Origin of the sequence: Mycobacterium sp. ACS4331 (assembly GCF_001667265.1) — a bacterium.
Classification (GTDB): Bacteria; Actinomycetota; Actinomycetes; order Mycobacteriales; family Mycobacteriaceae; genus Mycobacterium.
In genome coordinates, this window is record NZ_LZHW01000075.1 from 62,715 (window position 1) to 86,486 (window position 23,772).

19 protein-coding genes are annotated in these 23,772 nt (G+C 66.6%); 8 read left to right on the forward strand and 11 right to left on the reverse strand.

Annotated features, from left to right (window positions below):
* Positions 1-57: 57 nt before the first annotated feature.
* The 3 genes from A5727_RS18070 to A5727_RS18080 are packed head-to-tail and all read right to left on the reverse strand — an operon-like array spanning position 58 to position 3,169.
* A complete protein-coding gene (locus A5727_RS18070; RefSeq protein ID WP_068252564.1) occupies positions 58-429 on the reverse strand; it encodes a nuclear transport factor 2 family protein in 372 nt (123 codons plus the stop codon).
* A complete protein-coding gene (locus A5727_RS18075) occupies positions 426-1,541 on the reverse strand; it encodes an alpha/beta fold hydrolase (protein ID WP_068252652.1) in 1,116 nt (371 codons plus the stop codon). Before A5727_RS18075 ends, A5727_RS18070 begins: the two co-directional genes overlap by 4 nt.
* A gap of 11 nt (positions 1,542-1,552) precedes the next feature.
* Complete coding sequence (locus tag A5727_RS18080) at positions 1,553-3,169, reverse strand: flavin-containing monooxygenase (protein ID WP_068252655.1); 1,617 nt, start codon at positions 3,167-3,169, stop codon at positions 1,553-1,555.
* 123 nt (positions 3,170-3,292) lie between these two features.
* Here A5727_RS18080 and A5727_RS18085 point away from each other — a divergent pair, with 123 nt between their 5' ends.
* The 3 genes from A5727_RS18085 to A5727_RS18095 are packed head-to-tail and all read left to right on the forward strand — an operon-like array spanning position 3,293 to position 6,566.
* Positions 3,293-4,303: an aromatic ring-hydroxylating oxygenase subunit alpha gene (locus A5727_RS18085; protein ID WP_068252568.1), complete on the forward strand. Its 1,011-nt coding sequence runs from the start codon at positions 3,293-3,295 to the stop codon at positions 4,301-4,303.
* An 8-nt stretch (positions 4,304-4,311) separates the two neighbouring features.
* Positions 4,312-4,935, forward strand: coding sequence for a cysteine hydrolase family protein (locus tag A5727_RS18090; RefSeq protein WP_068252569.1), 624 nt, complete (start codon positions 4,312-4,314; stop codon positions 4,933-4,935).
* Positions 4,935-6,566, forward strand: a complete 1,632-nt coding sequence (locus A5727_RS18095) for an acyl-CoA synthetase (protein ID WP_068252571.1) — start codon at positions 4,935-4,937, stop codon at positions 6,564-6,566. The genes A5727_RS18090 and A5727_RS18095 overlap by 1 nt, the downstream gene beginning before the upstream one ends.
* A gap of 83 nt (positions 6,567-6,649) precedes the next feature.
* Here the strand turns inward: A5727_RS18095 and A5727_RS18100 are convergent, their stop codons facing one another.
* A complete protein-coding gene (locus tag A5727_RS18100) occupies positions 6,650-7,855 on the reverse strand; it encodes a cytochrome P450 (protein ID WP_068252573.1) in 1,206 nt (401 codons plus the stop codon).
* The gene (locus A5727_RS18105; protein WP_197507694.1) at positions 7,852-9,318 is read right to left on the reverse strand and encodes an aldehyde dehydrogenase family protein; all 1,467 of its coding nucleotides are present in this window, start codon (positions 9,316-9,318) and stop codon (positions 7,852-7,854) included. The genes A5727_RS18100 and A5727_RS18105 overlap by 4 nt, the downstream gene beginning before the upstream one ends.
* A gap of 312 nt (positions 9,319-9,630) precedes the next feature.
* Here A5727_RS18105 and A5727_RS18110 point away from each other — a divergent pair, with 312 nt between their 5' ends.
* The 4 genes from A5727_RS18110 (at position 9,631) to A5727_RS18125 (ending at position 14,845) form a co-directional block, all read left to right on the forward strand.
* Positions 9,631-10,776 (forward strand): thiolase family protein, encoded by a 1,146-nt coding sequence (locus A5727_RS18110; protein ID WP_068252579.1) that lies wholly within the window; start codon positions 9,631-9,633, stop codon positions 10,774-10,776.
* An 84-nt stretch (positions 10,777-10,860) separates the two neighbouring features.
* Positions 10,861-12,099, forward strand: coding sequence for an amidohydrolase family protein (locus tag A5727_RS18115; RefSeq protein ID WP_068252581.1), 1,239 nt, complete (start codon positions 10,861-10,863; stop codon positions 12,097-12,099).
* A gap of 1 nt (position 12,100) precedes the next feature.
* The gene (locus A5727_RS18120; RefSeq protein WP_068252583.1) at positions 12,101-13,585 is read left to right on the forward strand and encodes an aldehyde dehydrogenase family protein; all 1,485 of its coding nucleotides are present in this window, start codon (positions 12,101-12,103) and stop codon (positions 13,583-13,585) included.
* Between the two features lie 48 nt (positions 13,586-13,633).
* Entirely contained in the window at positions 13,634-14,845 is a 1,212-nt protein-coding gene (locus A5727_RS18125) for a CaiB/BaiF CoA transferase family protein (protein ID WP_068252658.1), read from the forward strand.
* A gap of 79 nt (positions 14,846-14,924) precedes the next feature.
* Here the strand turns inward: A5727_RS18125 and A5727_RS18130 are convergent, their stop codons facing one another.
* From A5727_RS18130 to A5727_RS18155, 6 genes are read right to left on the reverse strand one after another with little or no spacing between them, the layout of a single operon-like run.
* Positions 14,925-16,124: an acyl-CoA dehydrogenase family protein gene (locus A5727_RS18130; protein ID WP_068252585.1), complete on the reverse strand. Its 1,200-nt coding sequence runs from the start codon at positions 16,122-16,124 to the stop codon at positions 14,925-14,927.
* Positions 16,125-16,138: 14 nt separating this feature from the next.
* Complete coding sequence (locus A5727_RS18135) at positions 16,139-17,182, reverse strand: acyl-CoA dehydrogenase family protein (protein ID WP_068252588.1); 1,044 nt, start codon at positions 17,180-17,182, stop codon at positions 16,139-16,141.
* A gap of 5 nt (positions 17,183-17,187) precedes the next feature.
* Positions 17,188-18,036, reverse strand: coding sequence for an amidohydrolase family protein (locus A5727_RS18140; protein WP_068252591.1), 849 nt, complete (start codon positions 18,034-18,036; stop codon positions 17,188-17,190).
* A 1-nt stretch (position 18,037) separates the two neighbouring features.
* Positions 18,038-19,696 (reverse strand): acyl-CoA synthetase, encoded by a 1,659-nt coding sequence (locus A5727_RS18145; RefSeq protein WP_068252594.1) that lies wholly within the window; start codon positions 19,694-19,696, stop codon positions 18,038-18,040.
* A 9-nt stretch (positions 19,697-19,705) separates the two neighbouring features.
* Entirely contained in the window at positions 19,706-20,938 is a 1,233-nt protein-coding gene (locus A5727_RS18150) for an amidohydrolase family protein (RefSeq protein WP_068252597.1), read from the reverse strand.
* A gap of 12 nt (positions 20,939-20,950) precedes the next feature.
* The gene (locus A5727_RS18155) at positions 20,951-21,832 is read right to left on the reverse strand and encodes an enoyl-CoA hydratase (RefSeq protein WP_068252602.1); all 882 of its coding nucleotides are present in this window, start codon (positions 21,830-21,832) and stop codon (positions 20,951-20,953) included.
* 326 nt (positions 21,833-22,158) lie between these two features.
* Between A5727_RS18155 and A5727_RS18160 the strand changes: the two genes are divergently transcribed.
* The gene (locus tag A5727_RS18160; RefSeq protein WP_157521445.1) at positions 22,159-23,670 is read left to right on the forward strand and encodes a hypothetical protein; all 1,512 of its coding nucleotides are present in this window, start codon (positions 22,159-22,161) and stop codon (positions 23,668-23,670) included.
* Positions 23,671-23,772: the final 102 nt, after the last annotated feature.

Below are 23,772 nucleotides of genomic sequence, written 5' to 3' on the forward strand. Positions count from 1 at the left end.
CAGTCCCCCTACGGCATTCAACGGCACTCCGGGGCTCCAGTTGTCAGGAACCCGGTGTCAGCTCCAGACTCCCTGGCCGTAACCGCAGTTCCACACCTCGGTGATCCGCCCGTCGACCACCTTGAACACCTCGATACTGGCGATCTTGAACTCGGAACCGTCCTTGGCGCGGATCGTCGAGTCGTAGATGATCGCGACGTGCTGTCCGTCCTCGTCGGCGATCACGGTGTTCAGTACGAACGTGAGACTCTCGAACTGCTCCCACATGTCCTCGACCCGCTTACGGGCATCGGCGCGAGTCAGCGTGTGCGACTCCCCGACCTCATGGCGGACCATGGTGTCGGCGATGATCTCGTCCACCAGGTCATAGCGCTGGTTGTTCCACAGTTCGAGGTTGTACAACTCCACCACTTCGCGCGCAGTCCTCATTCGAACCACCCCTGGCTCGCCACGTCGCGGAGGAACGCCTCGGTCACGGCCTGCACTCGACCCGAGAACAGGTGCCCCACGTGACCGCCGTCGTGCCAGTGCAACCTGCCACCCCAGCGCTCATGCATCGCCAATGCCGGTGCACGCATGGCCATCTGGTCGTTCCAGGCTCCGACGATCAACCGGTGCTCCGGCGGCACCAGCGGCGGGTTGGCCAGCGGGTCGATCACCGCGGTCAGCGCAGCCACCTCCGCCGAGGCCAACACCGCGCTGACGGCGTCGGCCGCCCCGCCCCAGCGATGCAGATGGTTGGCGATCATGCCGTTGAGTCCCAGGATCGGTGTGTACAGCGCGACCCCGTCAAGTCCAGGCTCCAGTGCCGCGACCAGTGCGGTCACCCCACTGCCCAGCGACAGCCCCGACAGCACGGTCGTGCTGGCCTGCGGTTGCACCCATCCGACCACGGCCCGCACCTCAGAGACCGCGCGCATCATGCCCGCGACGTTGGACACCGGATCGGTGTCGGGGTAGGTCGGGAACCATCGACGCCTGACGCCGTGTCCGGGCTGGATCGGCATCGCGATGTTGTAGCCCAGGCGGTGATGAATCCGGCCGATCCGGGCCACCACGAAGTCGGACAGCCCGCCCTGCCCGGCACCGTGCACCCAGATCAGCCAGGGCCGAGGTCCGCCGCGATGCCGCACGACGTTGCACACCGCGGGGGCGGGGGCGCCGTACTGCGACAGGCAGTCCGGCAGCCGAGGGTCGTGCTCGTAGGTGATCTCCTCGAAGGCGAGCTGTCCCGCGAGTCGCCGTCGACTCTTCTTGACCTGCAACCGATCCGGAGCGGGATAGGCCTCCGCGACAGAAAGCCCGGACAACGTCTCGGCCACCGCCGCGTAGCCACTGGCCTCGCTGTGCAACGCCGGAGGCGACGCGGTCAACGTCATGCCGGTGACCACCAACTCGTCGAGTGCCACCTCGCCCAGTTGGCGGAGGCCGCGCGGGGACCAGGCCGACCAGTCACCGTCTCCGGCGAGCGCGCCCACCGAGCGCGGCAGCACCCCGGACAGTTCCCGCGCGATCTGCCGGACCCGCTCCTGAGGCCGCATCCCGGTCACACTCACGCCAGCACGAAGCCCGGGTAGCCGGTCGCCGCGATCTCGTCGCATCGACGACGGTACTCGGGAATGCCTGCGGTGTAGGCCATGTACCGGCGCTTCTTACCGGGCACGTTGGCACCGTTGTACCAGGAGTTGCAGCTCGGGTGCGCCAGCACCGTGGGCTCCACCAATGACGTGGTGTGCTCGATCCACTCGCGCTGCGCGTCCAAGGTGGCCTCCATGGTGCGGTAGCCACCTGCCAGCAGATGGCCGATGGTGTCGCCGATCCACTCCACGTGCTGCTCGAGCGCGGCGATGAAATTGGTCGCGGCCGAGGGACTTCCGGGCGCCTGGACGATGAACAGATTGGGGAACCCGGCCACCTGCAGGCCCAGATACGACGCCGGCCCCTCGGCGTTCCAGACCTCGCGCAACGTCCTGCCGTCGCGCCCCTTGACGTCGATGCGGCTCAGCGCGCCGGTCATGGCGTCGAAACCGGTGGCGTAGATGATGACGTCCAGGTCGTGGTGGCCCTGTTCGGTGGTGATCCCGGTGGGCGTGATCTCGCGGATCGGACCTCGGCGCAGATCCACCAACGTGACGTTGTCACGGTTGAACGTCTCGTAGTAGCCCTGGTCGATGATCGGCCGCTTACAGCCGAACGGGTGACTGGGCACCAGCGCCGCGGCGGTGTCGGGATCCTTGACGATCCGGGCCACGGCCTCGCCGTACAGTGTGGCCGCCATCCGATTGGCCTCGATGTCGAAGAAGATGTCGCCCCAGTTCAGCGCCCCCATGACGCCTCGTTCGTCGATCGCCCGCAGCTGGTCCGCCCGCGATGCCGACTTGATCGGCGGCTGGACCAGCATGTCCAACAGCAGGGAGAAGGCACTCAACCGCGCCGCCCCGACGGGATGCTCCCGCTGGGCGGCGCGGATCTCGGGGTATGCGGCCTTCAGTTCGGCGAGTTCCGCCGAATCCAGGCTGCGCACGTCCCACGGCAGGGTGAAGGCCGCCGAGCGCTGGAAGACCGTGAGGTGTCCGGCTTCCCGTGCGACGACGGGAATCAACTGCACCCCGGTGGAGCCGGTGCCGATCACCCCAACCCGCTTGCCGGTCAACGGATGACCGGACTTCGGCCAGCAGCTGGTGTACAGCGAGGCGCCTTCAAAGCTGTCCATACCGGGGATGTCGGGTTCGAGCGGGACCGACAGGATTCCAGTGGCGGCCACCACGAATGAGGCGACGAACCGCTCACCCGTGTCGGTGCTCAGCGTCCAGGCCGCGTCGTCCGCGTCGAACGTCATGGCCGTGACCCGGGTGTTGAACCGGATGTCGCGCCGCAGGTCGAGCCTGTCCGCGACGAAGTTCAGGTAGGCCTCGATCTCCGGCTGAGCCGGCATGGTCTCGGACCAGTCCCACTCCTGCTGAATCTCGTCGGAGAAGCTGTAGGAGTACTCGATGCTCTCGATGTCGCATCGCGCACCGGGGTACCTGTTGAACAACCACGTGCCCCCCACACCCTCGGCCGCCTCAAGCGCCAGCACCGAGATCCCCAGTTCCCGCAGGCGGTGCAGCATGTACAGCCCGGAGAACCCGGCGCCCATCACGATCGCGTCATATCGGATGTCGCTCATGCGGGACGCCTCCTTGTGCGCGATCAGTGGCCGACGGTCGAGAACCCGCCGGTTCATCATCCCGCCCGAAACCGCTACTGTAATGTATTCCATAACGTTGTGAGGCGAGAAAGGGCGGCAAAGATGAAGGTGCCGTTCACCTGGAAAGTCACCGGGTGGTTCATGATCGGCTGGTCGGCGGAGTTCGAGGTCGGAGCCGTCAAGGCGCTCAAGTACTTCGGTGAGGACCTGGCCGCCTATCGCGACGAGTCCGGCCAGTTGCACGTCCTCGAAGCGCACTGCAAGCATCTGGGCGCCCACATCGGACACGGCGGCAAGGTCGTCGGCGACTGCATCGAATGCCCGTTCCACGGGTGGCGCTGGGGCCCGGAGGGCAACAACACCTACATCCCGTACCAGCCCGACCGGCCGAATCGCGGACTGCACCTCCGGTCCTACCCGGTGCAGGAGCAGTACGGCTGCATCTTCATGTGGTACCAGCCGGACGGCAAGCCCCCGCAGTGGGAACTACCGGACATCTTCTTGAAGTTCCCCCAGTTCGAGACGGACCCGAACGCCTACTACCGCCCTTATCCCGAGTTCTCCAGCCGCGCCGACGGCATCCACGTGCATCCACAGATCGTGGCCGAGAACGGCCCGGACAGTTCACATTTCCGGTACGTGCATGGAGCGTCCGTCACCCCGGTGTGCCTGCACTGGGAGCACGTCGACGAGGAGTGGCGGTTCCTCACCGGCTGGCCCGACGCCCGGCACCCCGGCACGGACAGGATGGCGCTCAAGATCCACAGCCACTTCAGCGGTCTGGGCTTCGCGATGAGTGCTTTCGAGGGCTCGTCGAACCATCGGCTGATCTTCGCGTGCACCCCCGTCGACGACGAGGTGTCGGACATGTTCTATTCGATCTGGTGGCCGAAGGTTCCCGGCGAGACCTCCGACATCCCACCGGCCGAGGTGCGGGCGAAGGTCGAGCGTCAGTTCCTCAAGACGGTGTGGGAGGACGTCGACATCTGGGAGCACCAGAAGTACGTCGAGAACCCGCCGCTGGCCAAGATCGACGCGAAACCCTATATGGCCATGCGCAAGTGGGCTCAGAGGTTCTACGAGGTGCCGCCCGTCGAGGCCGTGCGCGCGTGAGCCCAGCGGTGAGCCGCCCGACGCTGGCCGAACTCGTCGCGCCCGCCCACACCGCCGTCGTCACCCAGGAACTGCAGGGTGCGGTGGTGGGGCCTCGGGCCGGTCTGGCCGCGCTCGCCGAGGAGGCCCGCCGCGAGGCACTCCCGAACATCACTCGCCTGCTGCCCGCAGCCCGCACCGCTGGCGTCGACGTGGTGCACTGCCTGGTGCAGAGACGCCCCGACGGCCGGGGATCGAACCACAACGCCCGTCTGTTCTCCGTCGGACAGCGCGACGTGGACATCACCCCGGGCAGTGAGGGCGCGCGCCTGTTGCCCGAATTCGGTCCGGAGCCAGACGATCTGGTGCTGCGCCGCTGGCATGGTCTGGGCCCGATGGGCGGCACCGACCTCGACTCGGTGCTGCGCAACCTCGGCGTGCAGACGATCGTCGCAGTCGGCGTCTCACTGAACGTCGCGATCCCCAACCTCGTGTTCGACGCCGTCAACGCGGGATACCGCGTGGTGCTGCCGCGGGACGCGGTCGCAGGAATCCCGAGCGACTACGCCCGCGCGATGATCGATAACACGCTGTCGCTGCTGACGACTGTGACCACCACCGATGAGCTGATCCAGACCTGGCAGGAGTGTTGATGCAATTCACCGTCCCCGCAGTGGCCGACGCCATCGCCGCGGCCCTCCCCGACCGCACCCTGATCATCCAGGGGGACCGCCGGTACACCCATACCGAGGTGGTCGACCGCTCGAAGCGTCTCGCCAGGTTTCTGCGCGCGCAGGGCCTGGGCTGCCACGCGCCGCGGGCCCAACTCGCGGGTCACGAGACGGGCCAGGATCTGCTGGGCATCTACGCCTTCAACGGCCCCGAGTATGTCGAGGGCATGCTGGGCGCGTTCCGGGCGCGCGTCGCGCCGTTCAACGTCAACTACCGCTACGTCAAGGGTGAACTCCAGTACCTGCTGGCCGACGCGGGCGCGACCGCCCTGCTGTATCACGCGGAGTTCGCCCCGCGCGTCGCCGAGATCCGGCCCGACCTGCCGAACCTGCGGGTGTTGATCCAGATCGCCGACGCCTCAGGCAACGAACTGCTCGACGGTGCAGTCGATTACGAGGAGGCCCTGCGGGCCGGCGACGGCACGGAACTTCCCGAGGCCGATCCCGACGATCTGTACGTCCTCTACACCGGCGGCACCACCGGCATGCCCAAGGGTGTGCTGTGGCGCCAGCACGACATTTTCGTCGCGTCCTTCGGTGGGCGCGATCTCTACAGTGGACACACTGCCGAATCCATCGAGGAACTCGTCGAGAAGGCCAAGGCGAACCCGGGGATGACGCTGATGATTCTGCCGCCGTTGATGCACGGCGCGGCCCAGTGGGGTGTGATGACGGCGCTGACCACGGGCCAGACTGTGCTGTTCGCCGAGACTGCCAACCGATTCGACGCTGAGGCGGTGCTCGCCGACATCGCGAAACACCAGGCGGGCGTCGTGACGGTGGTCGGCGATGCGATGGCTCGCCCCCTGGCCGACGCCATCGAACGCGGCGCCGACGCGTCGTCGCTGAACGTCATCGCCAATGGCGGTGCGCTGCTGACTCCCACCGCCAAGCAGAGGTTGATCGATGCCAAACCGGGCCTGATCGTCGTCGACGGGGTCGGGTCGTCGGAGACCGGCGCGCAGATGACGCACATGTCGGCGCCCGGCGCGGTGTCCACCGGGACGTTCAATCCCGGCCCCGACACGTGCGTCGTCGCCGAGGATCTCAGCACCGTGCTGGAACCGGGGCACGAAGGCAACGGATGGCTGGCCCAGCGGGGCCCGGTTCCGTTGGGCTACAAGGGCGATCCCGAGAAGACCGCGCGGACCTTCCCAGTCATCGAGGGTGTCCGATATTCGGTTCCGGGTGACCGGGCCGAACTGCTGGCCGACGGCACCATCCATCTGTTGGGCCGAGATTCGGTGACGATCAGCACCGGTGGCGAGAAGGTGTTCGCCGAAGAGGTGGAGACCGCACTGGCATCACACCCGGCAGTCGCCGACGTCCTGGTGGCCGGTCGTGCCAGTGATCGCTGGGGCCAGGAGGTGGTCGCGGTCGTGGCGCTGGAACCCGGGGCGCATGCAGACGCCGAAGCCCTCATCGACCACGCGGCCGCGACGCTCGCGCGATACAAGCTGCCCAAGGCCGTGGTGTTCAGACCGAAGATCGAACGCAGTCCCGCAGGCAAGGCCGACTATCGCTGGGCCAAGCAGCAGGCCGAGCAGGGCTGAGAGGGGGTTTCATCGCGAGGGCCGGGTTGTTGCCGGCCGCAGTCGAGAAACCTGTACAACAATGCGGCTCTCGGCGCGACGCGCTAGCGCAGCACCCGCACCGGGACGTTGCTCCATCCCGCGACGTTCTGCATGTTGACCCGCCTGCATCCCTCCCAGTCGACCTCGAAGCGGGGCATGAAGTCGAGCATGCGGTCCAGCGCGATCGCGCTCTCCATCCGGGCCAGGGCGGCACCCAGGCAGCTGTGGATGCCGTATCCCAGGCCGAGGTTCTGTGCCTGGGTGCGATCGCGGTCGACGTCGAAGCGATCAGGATCGGTCCAGGCCTCGGGATCGCGGTTGGCCGATCCGCCCACCAGGAACACCGGCTTGCCCGCCGGGATGGTCACGCCGTGCAGCGTCACCTCGCGCAGCGAGCAGCGTACGTTGTACTGCGCCGGAGCCTCGTAGCGGAGCAGTTCCTCGACCGCCGCCGGGATCCTGCTGCGATCGTCGAGCAGCTTCTGCCACTGATCGGGATTCCGGCCGAAGACCACTGCGGCGTTGCCCAGCAGCTTGGTCACGGTCTCGGCGCCGGCACCGCCCAACAACGTTGCGAACTCGGTGATCTCAAGATTGCTCAGCGGCTCCATCTCGCCGTTGTCGCGTTCGATCTCGGCCTCGATCAGCCTGCTCAGGAGGTCCTCGCCCAGATCGTCGCGGCGCGCCTTGATGAGCGTGTAGTAGTAGACCGACATGTTGATCGCGGACTTCAGACCGTCCTCACTCATCTCGACCTCGCCGGGATCGCGATGCAGGAAATCGTCTATCCACAACCTGATCTGCTGACGGTCCTCGTCGGGAACACCCTGCATGGCGGTCATGACGTCAACGGGGAACAATGCCGAAAAGTCCTGCACGAAATCGAATCCGTCGGGGTTGACCTTCGACAGAAACTTGTCGACGCAGTCCTCGACCAGGCCCCGCCTGGCCTCGATGGCCCGCGGCGTGAAGACCTTGTTCAGCAGACTGCGCATCCGGCGGTGAGCGGGCGGATCCATCGCGATGATCGAACCGTGCTCGGTGACATGGCCTTTGCGGACCTGCGCCAGATCCACCCCATAGGCCGAGGAGTAGGTCTCGTAGTCCTTGAACGCGGCCGCGACATCCTCATGCCTTGTCAGCGCGTAGAAGTCGTACTGCTCGCTGTAGTAGACCGGCGCCTCCGCACGCATCCTGCGGTACGTCTCGTAGGGGCTGGTGAAGAACTCCTCGGAGAACGGGTCGAACACCACCGTTGCCGTGGTCATTGCTGCACTCCTGCGATTCTGGCCGATCGGTGTCTCTCGATTCGGCGGTGAGTTCGGTTGCGGGCCAAGCGCAGTGTCGCGTCGGCATAGAGCTTCATCGGCGTGCGGAACGGCGGTGACGCCGATCCGGTGATGCTGAACGGCAGATCCGATCCGACCACTGTGCGGTAATGGCTGAAGGCGTCGAACCCGGCCTTGCCGTGATAGGCACCCATCCCACTGCGGCCCACGCCACCGAACGGCGCTGCCGACGGAATCATCTGCGCGGCGAAGTCATTGCGCGCAACTCCACCACTTCGGGTGCGCTGCACGAAGTTCCGGAAATCGTCATTGCCCGGCCCATACCAGTAGGCGACCAGCGGCGCGGGCCTTTCGTTGATGAACGCGATGGCGTCGTCGAGGTTCGAGTACCCCAGCACCACCAGGACCGGGCCGAAGATCTCCTCGTGCGCGATGCGCATGTCCCCCGTGACCCCACGCACGATGGTGGGCGCGATCTTTCGCGTGGCGCGGTCCGGAAGCGGCTCGCCCGCCGGCGCCACCGACACCACGTCGGCGCCCTTGGTCCGCGCGTCGTCGAGCAGTGCCAGCACCCGGTCGAAGTTCGGTTCGTTGACGCACGAGCAGTAGTCGTCGTTGGTCAGAATGCTGGGGAACATCCCCTCGAGCGTGCGGCGCGCCTGATCGACGAACACCTCGACGACACCGTCGGGGACGAGCACGTAGTCGGGGCACACGCACACCTGACCGCCGTTGACCATCCGGGCCGCGGCGATGCGGGCCGCGGCCCTCGTGATGTCGGCGTGTCCCTGATCGGGTGCCACGACGACGGGGTTCTTACCGCCGAGTTCGAGCGTGACCGGCACGAGGTTCTGCGCCGCGGCCTGCTGCACCAGCTTGCCCACCTCGGGCGACCCGGTGAAGAAGAGGTGGTCGAAAGGCAGCGCGCTGAAGGTGGCGGCCACCTCTGGTCCACCCGTGACGACCGCGAGTTCGGTCGAGTCGAAGTACTTCGGCGCGAGGTCCTTCATGAGTTCGGCGGTGCGCGGGGTGATCTCCGACATCTTGATCATGACGCGGTTGCCCGCGGCGAATGCCGCCGCGGCGGGCAGCACTACAAGGTTGAGCGGGAAGTTCCACGGGCCGATGACGCCGACCACCCCCAGTGGAGTGGGCTGCACATCGGCCCGCAATCCCAGCGCGCGGGCCGCGCGCAACAGCTTCGTGGACTTCATCCACTGCGCCACGTGGCTTCTGGTGTGCTCGATGACCGGGATGATTCCGACGACTTCGGTGAACAACGACGCCGCACGGGACCGCGTACCGAAGTCGGCGTCCATGGCCGTGACGAAGGCGTCGGTGTTGTCCAGCACGAGGGCCGACAGCCGGTCCATGCGGTTCAGGCGAACGTCCAGGTCCGGTGGGCCCTGCGCGACGAACGCCGCACGCTGGTGCTGCAGCAGCGTCTCCAGTTCGGTGCGGTGATCCCACACCGCGCCGTCGGCGGCCAGTTCCTGCGTGCTCATCGGCAGCCTCCCAGCCCTTCCCACCGCCCGCCATGCTGGGCGCTCAACGGTAAAGGTTACAGTATCTTGGTCGGGCGCGGGAGAGCGACCTCGGCCCCACCCCCGGCCAGTCGAGCACGACGCTCACATGCTCCGCGCCTCCCTACCGTCGTCTCGGGGCACTAGATAAGATACTGTAATCATTACCGTTGGACGGTCGAACAGCCATATCGTCAGGCCCCGCCCACGGCCTGCGGAAGGGGTCATCCAGTGAACGAAGTGGCGATCATCGGCGTCGGGTTGCATCCCTTCGGTCGGTTCGAGGGCAAGACCGCGATGCAGATGGGCGTCGACGCCATCCTCGCCGCGGTCGCGGATGCGGGCATCGAATGGAGTGACGTCCAGGCGGCCACCGGCGGCAGTTGGACAGTCGCCAACCCGGACGCCATCGTCGGCATGGTCGGCCTGACCGGCATCCCCTTCACCAATGTGTTCAACGCGTGCGCCACGGCCGCCAGCGCCGCCAAGGCGTGCGCCGACGGCATCCGCCTCGGCGACTACGACATCGGGATCGCGGTCGGCCTCGACAAGCACCCCAAGGGCGCGTTCACCGAGGACCCGGCGCTGGTCGGGATGCCCCGCTGGTACGCCCAGAACGGGCAGTACCTCACCACGCAGTTCTTCGGGATGAAGGCCAACCGTTACCTGCACGACCACGGGATCTCGCAGGCCACCCTGGCGAAGGTGGCCAACAAGAACTTCCGCAACGGCGTGCTGAACCCGAACGCGTTCCGGCGCAAGGAGATATCAGAAGCCGACATCCTCGCGTCGCCCATGCTCAACTACCCGCTGACGCAGTACATGTTCTGCGCACCCGACGAGGGCGCGGCCGCGGTGGTGATGTGCCGCGCCGACATCGCCCACCGCTACACCGACAAGCCCATCTACCTCAAGGCTGTGGAGGTCCGCACCCGCAGCTACGGCGCCTACGAGGTCAACACCACCTTCGCGCCCGTCGAGGAGGACGTGGCCCCGACGGTGTACGCGGCGCGGGCGGCGTTCGAGAGGGCCGGAGTGAGCCCGGAGGACGTCGATGTCATCCAGTTGCAGGACACCGACGCGGGTGCCGAGATCATCCACATGGCCGAGTGCGGCTTCTGCGCCGACGGCGACCAGGAGAAGCTGCTGGCCGATGGGGCCACCGAGATCGGCGGTTCGATGCCGATCAACACCGACGGCGGACTGATCGCCAACGGGGAGCCCATCGGCGCGTCCGGGCTTCGGCAGATCCACGAGATCGTCCAGCAGCTGCGTGGCCAGGCCGGCGACCGTCAGGTGCCCGGCTCCCCCAAGGTCGGATTCACCCAGCTCTACGGTGCGCCGGGCACGGCCGCCGCGACCGTCCTGACCCTCTGACGCCCAAACGAACAAACCGGCGAGAAAGTGCGAGTAGATCCCACCATTTCGTCGATCTCGGCCTCCTGAGAAAGGCAGACTCCGATGACCCAGAAGTTCCGCGACGCACCGATCTTCGATGCCGACCAGCACATGTACGAGACCGCGGATGCTCTGACCAAGTTCCTGCCCGAGCGGTACCGCCACGCGGTGCAGTACGCCCAGATCGGCAGGCAGACCCGGGTGGTGATCAACAACCGGGTCACCGACTTCATCCCGAACCCCACCTTCGAGCGGGTCGCCGCACCGGGCGCGCATGAGAAGTTCTTCGCCGGCGAGAACACCGAGGGCCTGACGCTGCGGGAGATGCAGGGCAAGGCCATCGAGGCGCCCGCGGCCACCCGCAATCCCGAAGACCGGATCGCAGAGCTCGACCGCCAGGGTGTCGTCGAAGCGCTCAACTACCCCACCCTGGGCTCGCTGGTCGAGCACTCCAGCGCCGACGATCCACAACTGACACTGGCGATCGTGCACGCGCTCAACCAGTGGATCCTCGAACACTGGAGCTTCAACTACGCCGACCGGGTGTTCTCCACGCCGATCATCAACCTCTCCGAGGTCGACGCAGCCCAGCGCGAACTCGACTACGTCCTCGACAACGGCGCCCGAGTCGCGCTCATCAAGCCCGGCCCAGTCAACGGCCTGCACGGCTGGCGCTCACCGGCCCTGCCGGAGTTCGACCCGTTCTGGCGCGACGTCGAGGCCGCGGGCCTGCCGATCGTGCTGCACGCCAGCTATCCGCCGCTGGATGAGTACGTCAACAAGTGGGAACCGGCACACACGCAGAACTTCATGACGCAGAGCGCATTCCGCTGGATGGTGCTGGGTCACCGGGAGATCTCGGACATGATCACCGCCTTGATCTGCCACGGGACCCTGACCCGGTTCCCGAAACTGCGGATCGCCAGCGTCGAGAACGGCAGCTCGTGGATCTTCCCGCTGTTCAACGACTTCGAGGACCTGCAGAAGAAGATGCCGCAGAACTTCCCCGAGCATCCGCACGACGTCTTCCGCCGCAACATCTGGGTCAGCCCCTTCTGGGAGGGCTGCGTTGCCGACGTCGTCAACACCGTCGGCTGGGACAAGGTGCTGTTCGGTTCGGACTATCCGCATCCCGAGGGCCTCGCGGAACCCAAGGGTTTCTGGAAGTACGCCGAGGGCATGGACACCCGCCGCACCTATGACTTCATGGGTGACAACGCCCGCCGGTTCATGGGCCTGCCCATCGCCAACCCCGACCCGGACGCCGTCCACCCGCCCCAACTCGTCGCACCGGGAACATGACATGACCCAAACCGCCAGTGACACCGGGATTCTCGCCGGTGAGCAGCGCATGTTCATCGACGGCGAACTGCGGCACACCGACTCCGGTGCCCTGTTCGACGTCGAGCATCCCGGCACCGGGCAGGTCGTCGGACAGGCCGCCGACGGCACCGTCGCCGATATGGACCGGGCGATCGCGGCGGCCCGCCGAGCCTTCGACGAGACCGAGTGGTCTCGCGACGTCGGGTTCCGCCACCACTGCCTGTCGCAGTTGCACGCGGCCCTCGAACGCAACAAGGAACGCCTTCGGCGCATCGTCGTCACCGAGGTCGGCTGCCCCATCAGCGTCACCGGCAGCCAGATCGAGGACCCGATAGAAGAGGTCAAGCACTGGGCCGACTACGGCCGAGACTTCGAGTATCTCGTCGACACCGGTGTCCACAAGGCGCCCATGGGCACCGCGCGGCGCACCATCGCCTACGACCCCGTCGGAGTGGTGGGGGCGATCACGCCGTGGAATGTGCCGTTCTACCTCAACATCGCCGAGACCGTGCCCGCGCTCATGGCGGGCAACACGGTCGTGCTCAAGCCCGGCCAGCTGACCCCGTGGTCGGGCAGCGAGTACGGGCGCATCGTCGCCGAGGAGACCGACATCCCCGCCGGTGTCCTCAACATCGTCACCTCCAACGCCAACGAGGTCGGTGCCGCCCTCTCCGCGGACCCGCGGGTCGACATGATCACCTTCACCGGATCCACGGCGACCGGGCGCGCCATCTTGGCCGCCGCGGCACCCACCGTCAAGCGCACCATGATGGAACTCGGTGGAAAATCCGCCCACGTCGTGCTCGATGACGCGAAGTTCGAGAAGTGCCTGCCGATGGCGGCCATGGTCGCCTGCGTCATGTCGGGGCAGGCCTGCATCATGGCCAGCCGAATCCTGTTGCCCCGCAGCCGCTACGACGAGGGTGTCGAAATCCTGAAGTCCGCCATGGAGGCCACCTCGGTGGGCGATCCGTGGGATCCCAGCGTCCTGCAGGGCCCGCAGATCAGCCAGACCCAGCGGCAGAAGGTGCTCGGCCTGATCCGCAGCGGCATCGACTCCGGGGCACGTCTGATCACCGGCGGCGGCATCCCCGAACACCTGCCGGTCGGGTACTTCACCCAGCCCACGCTGCTGGCCGACGTCGACCCGAACTCGCAGATCGCGCAGGAGGAGATCTTCGGACCCGTGCTCACCGTCATCCCCTACGACACCGAGGACGAGGCTGTGGCGATCGCCAACAACTCGATCTACGGGCTCTCCGGCGAGGTCACCGGGGTTGACACTCAGCGTGCATTTCGTATCGCTCAACGACTGCGCACCGGTAACGTCACAGTCAATGGTCGAAGCCACTTCGGCATCACCAGTCCGTTCGGCGGCACCAAGCAGAGCGGCCTGGGCCGCCGCAACGGCGACGAGGGCTTCAAGGAGTACCTCGAGATCAAGACCATCGGACATCCGGGCTGACCGGTTCGCTCCGACGAAACCGACGAGAGGGTTGTTGTGCTCAAGCCGATGCAAGGTGTGCGGGTTCTCGAGGTCGCACAGTTCACGTTCGTCCCCGCGGCGGGAGCGATCCTCGCCGACTGGGGCGCCGATGTCATCAAGGTCGAGCACCCCGTCCGCGGCGACACCCAGCGCGGTTTCATCAACATGGGCGGCTTCCAACTCGACCCGCAGCGCCACCCGCTCATCGAGCACCCCAACCGCGGCAAGCGCAGCGTCGGCATCGACGTCTCCACCCCCGGTGGTCAGGAGGTGCTCTACGAGATCGCCAAGACCGCGGATGTCTTCCTGACCAACTACATGCCCGCGCAACGGCAGAAGAACAAGTTCGACGTGGAGCACATCCGCGCCGTCAACCCGAACATCATCTATGCCCGCGGCAGCGCCTACGGTGACAAGGGGCCCGAGCGGGACACCGGCGGCTTCGACGGCACGGCCTTCTGGACCCGCAGCGGCGTCGGGCATGCGTTGACGCCGGAGGCGATCGGCGGTGCGCTGTCGCAGGGCATTCCGGCGTTCGGCGACTCGATCGGCGGCATGAACATCGCCGGCGGCATCTCGGCCGCGCTGTTCCACCGGGAGCGCACCGGGGAGACCGCCGAGATCGACGTGTCGCTGCTGTCCACCGCGTGGTGGGCCGCGGGCGCCAGCGTCACGCAGGGCATGGAGACCGGTGAGACCATGCGATCGCTGATGCCCGGCGATGTCGGTTCGGTGAACCCTTTCATGGCCAATTACATGACGTCCGACGGCGGCACCATCAACCTGTGCATCGTGAGCCCCACGGGCTACATCCGGGACACCTTCGAGCATCTGGGCCTGCCCGAGCTGGCCGACGATCCTCGGTTCAGCGACGTCATGCCGCTGATCCAGAATGCCGAGGCGGCCAGCACGCTGATCGCCGAGGCCATCAGCAGCAGACCGTTCGAGTACTGGCGTCAGCATCTCAAGTCGATGCGCGGGCAGTGGGCGCCGTTCCAGAGCCTGGTTGACCTCGGCACCGACGAGCAGGCCATCGCCAACGACATGATCGTCGAGGTCGAGGCGGCCGACGGCGGCGAACCGTTCAAGGTGGTCCGCGGCCCGGTGCAGTTCAACCACGAACCGTTGGAGACGACGCGCGCGCCGCAGGCCTCGGAGCACACCGAACTGGTGCTGATGGAGCTCGGCATCGACTGGGATCGCATCGCAGAGCTCAAGGAGGCCGGCGCGATCGCCTAGTTGGCGTGCCGAGATTGCAGTGAGGGTCGTCATCCGCAATCGATGACGACCCTCACTGCATTTTCGACGCGCGACGCCCCTACGACACCCGGGCCTTCGGCGGCGAGTAGTTCGGCTTGCCGAGGCCCAGCACATGCTGGGCGATCATGTTGCGGAAGACCTCGAGCGTGCCACCGTAGATGCCGGCCAGCGGCGCGAACCGGTACAGATACTCCGAGGTTCCATGGTCGGCGGCCCCATCGGTCTCGATGGGCAACACAGATGCGGGCCCGGCGATGTCCATGAGGTCAGGGCCGATGTCGCGCATGGTCTGCGCCTGCGACACCCGTCCGAAGATGCTGGGCGTCGACAACGCGGCCTCCAGCCGTGCCGTGCTGCGCCCGAGTCGGTGGGCCACCGAGTCGTCGTCGATCCGGCGCCGGCCCGCGGCGTCGGGTGTCGTAGTGGTCGCGGCCACGGCATCGAGTGCGGCGGACATGAACCCCGCCTGGTGCGCCATGATCGCCACGTCCTGCAGCCCGTCCGGCGCCGACGCCACCGCACCGTGCTCGGTGTCCAACGGTCCACGCAGCACGGCCCATCCACCGTTGGCTTCGCCCAGCAGGTACTTGTCATCCACGCGGACATCGCTGTAGTACACGATGTTCGTCCGGTCCCCGTCGACCGTACGGATGCCCTGGATCTCGATACCGGGCAGATCCAGGGGTACCAGGAACATGCTGAGGCTCTTGTGTTTCGGCGCCTCGGGGTCGGTGTTGGTGATCAGGAAGACGTACTGGCAGTTGTGGGCACCGGTGGTGAACATCTTGGCGCCATTGATAATCCAGCCAGATCCACCGACGTCACGCACGGCCCGCGTCTTGCAGGTCGCGATGTCGGATCCGCCCTCGGGTTCGGTGTAGCCGAGGCACATCCGGACGTGGCCGCTGAACACCTTGGGCATGACCTCTTCGACCAGTTCGGGGCGGCCGAATGCCAGCACGGACCGCGCCACCAGAGACGTCGTGCCCCAGGTGACCCAGGGCACGTGGGCCCGACGCTTCTCGAGTTCCCAGATCCTGCGCCGGACACGGCTGAACCCGCCCTCGTCCTCGGACTTCCATTCCTTCTCGAGGTAGCCCGCCGCGCCGATCGCGAGGTGCACACCCTCATCGAAGTTGTCTCCGGTCTCGCGGTCGCGGCGGCGAACCTCGTCGGTCACGTGCTCGGCCAGGAAGCCGCGCACCTCCTCCAGGAAGGCCCGGTCCTCGGCGTTGAGCTCAACTCGTGTGAAATCCATTGTCTTGTCTGTCCTTACGCCGACTGGGATTCGCGTTCTGCGACGATCCGGCCGATCTGTTTGGCGGTGTCCGCGGGGTCACCGCCGGCCAACGCCCAACCGCGCGCCCGCACCAGGTACGCCGTCGAGGCGGCCTCAGTCGACACGCCGAGACCACCCTGGATGTGGACGGCCATGGTCGCGGCCTTGGGCGCCTCCTCGGCCATGAAGACGAAGGCCGAGCCCGGAAGTTCGGGACGCTCGGCGGGTTCGTTGTCGAGGAACCACGCGGCGCGATGTGCGAGGTTGCGGCCGCCCTGGACCACGATCGCCATGTTGGCCAGCGGATGCGAGATGGCCTGCAGCGTGGAGATCGGAACACCCAGTGTGTAGCGGGATTTGGCGAACTCGGCGGCGATCGTCATGGTCTGCTCGACGAGGCCGGTCAGCGCCGCGGCGGTCAGCACTCGCCATTCATCCAGTGCCCGGGCATGTTCGGCGACGGCTTCGGGCCCCGACCCCAGGACCGTGCGCTGGTCGGCGGTGGCCGGATCCACCCATGCCATCGGCAGACGGCCGAGGTTGGCCACCCGCTCGGGACGCGCGTCATAGCTCAGGGCCACGACGTCGTCACCGTCACGGACGATGATGCGGTCGGCCACCGCACCCGAGGCGACCAGTCGCCTGCCGGGCGTCGCCTCGACGCGGGAGTCGAAGCCGAGGAGTTGGGTGCCCTCGACGGCCTCTGGGTCGACGCCGCCGAGACGTGCCCACAGTCGGGCCGCACACACGTGGTCGATCCACGGCACGGGCGCGACGGCCCGGCCCACTTCCTCGGCCACCAGGGTCAGGTCCACCAGAGTCGCGCCGTCGCCGCCGACGGACTCGTCGAGAGCCATGGTGCTGGCACCCATCGCGCACATGCGTTCCCAGAGGCTCTTGTCGTAACCGGACTCCTCGGCCGCCCACACGACCTCGATCGAACAGTGCGTGTCGAAGAACTGCCGGTACGCGGCCTGCAGGTCCTTGTGATCCTCACTGAGGCTGTAGTCCAGCCTGCGCAATTCGTAACGGTCCATGCGGCTCACTGCTCCTGGCTCTCGAAGAAGAACTGCTCGGCATTGCGGTAGAGGTAGTTGTCCAGCACCTCGGGTGGCAGGTCGAGGGCTTTGGCTTCGGGGACCACGCGGTGCTGCCGCAGCACGGGCCAGTCGGAGGCGAAGATGACCTTGCCGGCGCCGCGTGTGCGCATGAAGTGCAGCAGTTCCTCCGGTAGTCGCTTGGGCGACCAGGCTGAGGTCATCAGACGCAGGTTCTGATACTTGATCAGCATCCGGATCGCGACGTCCCACCACGGATCCGCGCCGTGGATCATGCACAGCTTGAGTTCCGGGAAACGCACGCAGACGCGGTCGAGGTGGATGGGGTTCTGCACCTCACCCGGGATGGGCGGTCCGGGGATACCGGTGTTGACGCACAGGGGAAGCCCCAATTCGGCGCACTTGGCGTAGAGCGGGTAGTACACCGCGTCACTCGGTGGATACTGACCGTCGCCCCAGAAGCTGGGCCCGACAACGGCGTAGGACACCGGCAGGTCCGCGGCGATCGCGGCGAGCTCCCGCAGCGATGCGACCGGGCGCAACAGGTTGACCCCACCCATGGCCAGGGTGAAGCGGTCGGGTTTGGCCTCGACGAACTTGCGGGCGGTGACCGACGGCTTGGCCAGGTTGTCCATCAGGATCGCGCGGCTCACGCCGTGCTGGTCCATCTCGTCGATCAGCTCGGAGAGATCGACGGGATCGAACATCGACTTCGGCCCCTTGAAGTAGTCGTCGCGGACCTTCGTCATGAACTGTGGTTGCACCTCGGTCTCGCCGAAATGCACATTGACCAGACAGTCGATGACCCGTCCACCCGGTTCGGCCTGCGTCATCTCACCCCTCGACTCGGGTCGGCTCGGATGCCACCAGGGCCGACTCATCCTGCACTGCTCGTTCTTTGGCCCACCGATAGTCGGCCTTGCCGTTGCCGAGACGGCGCACCTGATCGACGACGATGAACTGCTTGGGTGTCTTGAACCGCGCCAGACGCTGGGCGCACAAATCGGCGAGCACCGCGGGCATGTCGTCGGCCGTCATGGACGCGCCGTCGTTCAGTGACACCAGCGCGACGACCTCCTCACCCCACCGCGCGCTGGGCCTGCCGACCACCAGTGCATCGGCGACATCGGAGTGCGCCCGCAGGATCTCCTCGACCTCTTCGACGAAGACCTTCTCCCCGCCGGTGTTGACCACCAGGGAGTCCCGCCCGTAGAGGCGCAGCGCGCCATCGGGCTCGACGGCCGCCCGATCGCCCGAGATGACGACCCGCACACCCGCCACCTCTGGGAAGGTTCTGGCCGTCGCCGCCGCATCCTCGTAGTACCCCAACGGGATTCGGCCCTTACGGGCGACCCAGCCGATCTCCTTGTCTCCGGGGGCCAGAAACCGGGTGTAGTCCTCGGAGAGCACCAGACCGCCCTCACGAAACGTGAACGTCTCGGTGTGGTTGCCGCGCTGGTTGTGACCGAAGCCCATGTTGCCGGTTTCTGAGGACCCATAACCGTTGATCAGCGTGATCTGCGGCAGGTGCTCGAGGAGGGCCTGCTGGTTCTTGAGATTGGTGCCAGCCCCACCCGTCCCGATCGCGAACAGTGACGACAGGTCATACCGCCGGGTGCCGAGTTCCTCGGCGATCGGTCCGGCATAGGCGTCGCCGACCATCGTCATCAGGCCCACCTTCTCGCGTTCCGCGGTCCGCAGCACCTCGCTGGGGTCGAACCTGCGCGAGGTGTCGTGCAGGACGACGGGCTGCCCATTGAGGACGGCGGAGAAGGCGGTCCACATGCCCGCTGCGTGCATCAGCGGTGAGACCGCGAACCACGGCGCACCGACATTCTGCACCCGGTCCTGGATTTCGCTGACGTGTCCGTGGTCGGCACCGTTCATCGACGCGACGTACAAGTCACCCTGTCGCCACAGCACGCCCTTGGGCCGACCTGTGGTGCCACCCGTGCACACCATGATCAGATCGTCCGGAGATGCCGTGATCACGGTGTCGTGCGACCCGGCCGCGACGGCCTCGTCGAGCGTGACCGCGCCGGGCAGTTCGGCAAGACCGCTGCCGTCGTCGATCGAGAGCAGCAGCTCCGCCTTGCCCGGCAGCACGTCGGCGAACTTGGCTCCGAGCGCCCGGTGGTAGATGACGCCACGGGGTTTGAGGTAGTCGAAGAGGTCTGCGACCTCGCGGGGGGTGTAGTTGTAGTTCACGTTCACCGGAACGACCCGGGCCTTCAGGCACGCCAGCACCATGTCCGGGTAGAGGTCGTTGTGCATGACCAGCGCCACCAGATCCTGGCCGCATTCCCAGTTGTTGAGTTCGCTGCGCTCCCGGTGCGCGCCGAACCCCCTGTCCGCCAGCCAATTCGCCAGCCGCCGGGTGCGCAACGCCGTCTCCGCATAGGTGCTGCGGCGCGACCCGCACACCGTCATGGTGCGGTCCGGCACCGCATCGGCGATGGCGTCGAGCACCGCACCGAGGGTCCACTCAGCCATGGGCAGGACTCAGGCGCCGGACTTGTGGGCGCTCAGGAGGGTCAATGCGTTGTCGCGCATGACCATCCGGGTGTCCTCGTAGCTGAACTCGGGGAACTGCGGGATGTCGGCCGTGAAGGACGTCGGGTCCGCCAATCCCTCGCCGTGCGGCCAATCCGAGCCGAACAGGATCTTGTCCACCCCGATGGTGTCGGCGAGCAGTTTCACGTCGTCCTCGTAGTACGGCGCGATCCAGACGTTGTTGCGCAACTGCTCCACCGGATCCTCTTTGTAGTGGTACGGCGCGTTGTTGGCGGACTTCTTGAGGCGCTTGATCAGCCGGTAGACGAAGTACGAGCCGTTCTCGATGCTGACGACCTTGAGCTTGGGATGCCGGGTGAACACCTGGTGCACGATCATCGAAGCCAGGGTGTCATGGATGGCGCGGTCGTCCATGATCACCATGTCGAGCGGGTCACGCTTGCCGAAGCCCTTGAACACACCGCTGCCACCCCACAACGCGGGGATCGCCATGTATCCGGAGTCGGAGAGGTGGAAGACCACGGGGACACCGGCCTCGGCCAGACGCGCCCACACCGGGTCGTGCAGCGGGTCGCCGAGGGAGCGCGGGCGGACCTCACCAGGCACCGGCGCGGGTCGCACACACACCAGCTTCGCTCCCCTGCCGAGGACGAATTCGACCTCCTCGACGGCCTTCTCCGGGTCGGCCAGGGAGATGATCGGCGCGCTCAGAATCCGGTGGTCCGGCCGGTCGAATCCCCAGTCCTCGTCGAGCCACAGGTTGAAGGCGTGCACCGAAGCCGCGGTGGCCGGGATGTCGTGTTTGAGCCCCTCCTCCACGCCGCACGCGAAAGTCGGCAGCATGAACACGGTTTCGAGGTTCTGCTGGTCCAGGATCTTCACCCGCGCATCCCGGTTCTGGTACTCGGGATGGTCGGCCAGCCGGTCGACCTTCATCAGCGAGGCGGGGTCGACGCCCTCCGGGATCTCACCGCGGAACAGCAGGTCCAGACATCCGGGTTCGATGATCGGGTCGAACGTGGGATTGGGGATGAAGTGGTTGACGACGCCCCCGAACACCGCCAGCGTGCGCTTGCCGTCCTGCACCATCTGCACACCACGGCTGCGGAATTCCTTGGGCAGGTGCCGCGTGAAGGCGTCGATCGGCTCGTAGTAATGGTTGTCGACATCGACAGCCCGGTAGTCGAGCTTGGCCGGCACTGGCCTCTCCAGCGTTGTCATCGCGGGTTCCTCTCAGTTCTCGGCTGCGGGTTCGCCCGCCAGCGGCGGAAAGTTCGGTGCGCGTTTCTCGAAGAACGCGGTGATGCCCTCGATGAAATCGGTGCGCTGCATCGAATCGTGCATGAGCTTCTCTGCCTTGTTACTGGTTTCGACGAGGTGCATGTCGGCGTCCGCGTACAGCTGCCTCTTCATCACCGCCAACGACGTCGGCGAGCAGTTCCGGGCCATCTCGTCGGCGTAGTCGAGGACGTGTGCCATGAGCTGCTCCTTCGGCAGCACCTTGGTGACCAGCCCGAGGTCGGCGGCCTCCTCGGCGAGGAAGGTGCGGCCGGACAGCAGGAGCTCGGTCGCCGCACCCCAGCCGACGAGTCGCGGCAGGATCCAGGAGATTCCGTACTCGGCGATCAGGCCTCGGCGCGCGAACGAGGTGGTGAACTTCGCGCCCGCCGCGGCGAACCGGATGTCGGCCATCAGCGCCTGCGACAACCCCATTCCGGCGATCGCACCGTTGATCGCGACGATCACCGGCTTCCTCAGCTGGGTGAGGAAGTACGGGTGTTTGGCGGCCACCAGAGCACTGACGTCAGTCTTGTTCGCCGATTCGACGGTCGTCGACGAGATGGAGTCCAGGTTGCCCATGTCGGCACCCGCGCAGAAGGCCCGACCGCTGCCGGTGACGACGATGACCCGCACCTGCGGGTCTGCTTCGGCGTCCTCGATGCAGCGGTAGAAACCCGTCGACAGGGCGTTGCCCCACGCGTTCATGCGCTCGGGTCGGTTGAATGTCAGGACCGCCACGCCGGAGTCACGAACCTCGTACAGGACGGCCGGGCTGTCAGTCCCGCCAGCCCGCGCGGGCTCCGCTGTTTCCACCACACGGTCCGAAGCGGTCACCTACGGTCTCCTCAGATCGACGCGCACCCGATGTATGCGCATACTGTACACCTATCGGTAGCGCCTTCCACAGTGCCGGCCTCCACACCCGACGGCAGGGCCGCGAAACGAAAACCGCCAGGTGGGCCGACCCATCGGGGGCCCCTCGGCGACCACGCGTCCCGCGACGCCCCCGTTCCGAATCGCTGGCGCGGCTTCCAGCCGTGCAAAGCACATAGGTAAGGCTGTGGTTACTAAGGCAAGGCGTACCTATTGTGATTTGCCTTTCATTCGGATACGTTCGGCGAAACACAGCGATTTCACAGGTTTCTCACAGGAGGTAATCCATGCCCAGTGCTGGAAGCGTCACGGTGACCGCAGAGTCGCCCGCGCGTACGCACCGCGGGAAGTTCTTGGCTGCGGGCATCGCAATGACCACGGCCGCCGCGGTGGCCGTGAGCCCGGCACTGGTCACACCGACACTGCCCGACGTGCGGGTGTCCTCCACCCACCAGGCCGTCGACCTTTCGGCGTTCCAGAATCCGCTGGAGGTCTGGCATCAGACTTTTGCGAACACGTTCCAGACGATCGCGGTCACCACGCCGGACCAGAAATCGCTGCTGGAGTCCATCTCGCTGGCGTCGACCAAGTTGACCACGGCCCTCGCCAACCCAGCCGTGCAGGCTCAGTTCGGCGCCGTGCTCGGAAACGTCACCAATCCCCAGCGCCTGCTCGGTGCCCTCTCTGGCCTCCCGGGCTATCTGGACCGCCTCGCCGCGGCGACACAGGGTTCGGGGGAATCCCTGCAGAAGGCCCTCGGGGAACTGCCGCTCGTGCTGCAGCAGGCAGCGACGGAGCTCTTTCAGGGGAACATCATCGGAGCCTTCGGCGAGGTCAACGAGTGGTTCCTCGCCGACATCCTGTCGGGGGGCCGGGCCGAATACCTCGACGCCCTCCGGATTCCCGGCGACTTCTTCGACGCCCTGGGCATCGAACCCCTCGCAAGGATTCTCGGCACCTCATGGATGGCCACCCCCAACAGCAGCGGACAGCTCGACGGCCCCGGCCTGCTGTCACGGACCGTGGTGGGCAACTTCGGCCGAGCGCTTCTCGCACCGGCGGTCACCGCGATCTTCCAGACTCTGGAGATCGTCGATGACACCGTGAAAGCCATTCAGGCGCGGGATTTCGTGACCGCCGTCAGTTCCCTGATCAATGCGCCGGCCAAGATCACGAACGCATTCTTCAACGGGTTCCGCCCGAAGTTCCTGGATGACGGATCGATCCCGCCCGGCCCCGGACAGAACTTCCCGGGCTTCTTCTCACCCACGGGCACGGTCGACTTCTTCTTCCGGCAGGTTCCCGAGGCGATCGCGACTGCGCTCACCTTCCCCCGGCCGACACCGGCTCCCAGCTCCACCACGGAGGCGGGCCCCACGGTGGCGTCGAGTTCCCCGGCGGACCCCGCGGTCGGCTCCAGGGCGCTCAATATCTCGCTGCCGGGTTCGGAGCCGCAGAGCCCCGCGGCCACGGCTTCAGGGGAGGACTCGTCGCAATCACCTGTCGACGAGTCGCCCAAGACCCCGACTGCAGGTGAGCTCGAGCCAGAGGCGCCGGCACCGACCCTGAGCCTCAAGGAGCGCATCAGCCAGGTACGCGCCGATGCCGCCGAGCAGCGCCAGGAGCGCGCCGAGAGGGCGCGCGCCGCAGTCGAGAAGCTGGGCTCGAACATCCGGAAGGGCCTCGGCATCGACCGGTCGAAGGACACCGACTCGGCGCCCAGCACCGACAGCGAGAGCTCGGACGGGGGTTCGCAGTCTGAGTCGAATGGCGGCCCCGGCAGCGGCTCCGAGGACTGACGACACCCGACTCAGCGTCGCGTCACCGCTTGCGGTGGCGCGACGCTGGCGTTTACCGGTCCCGCGATGTCGACGTCAGGGCTGCGATCCGGCTGCCACAAC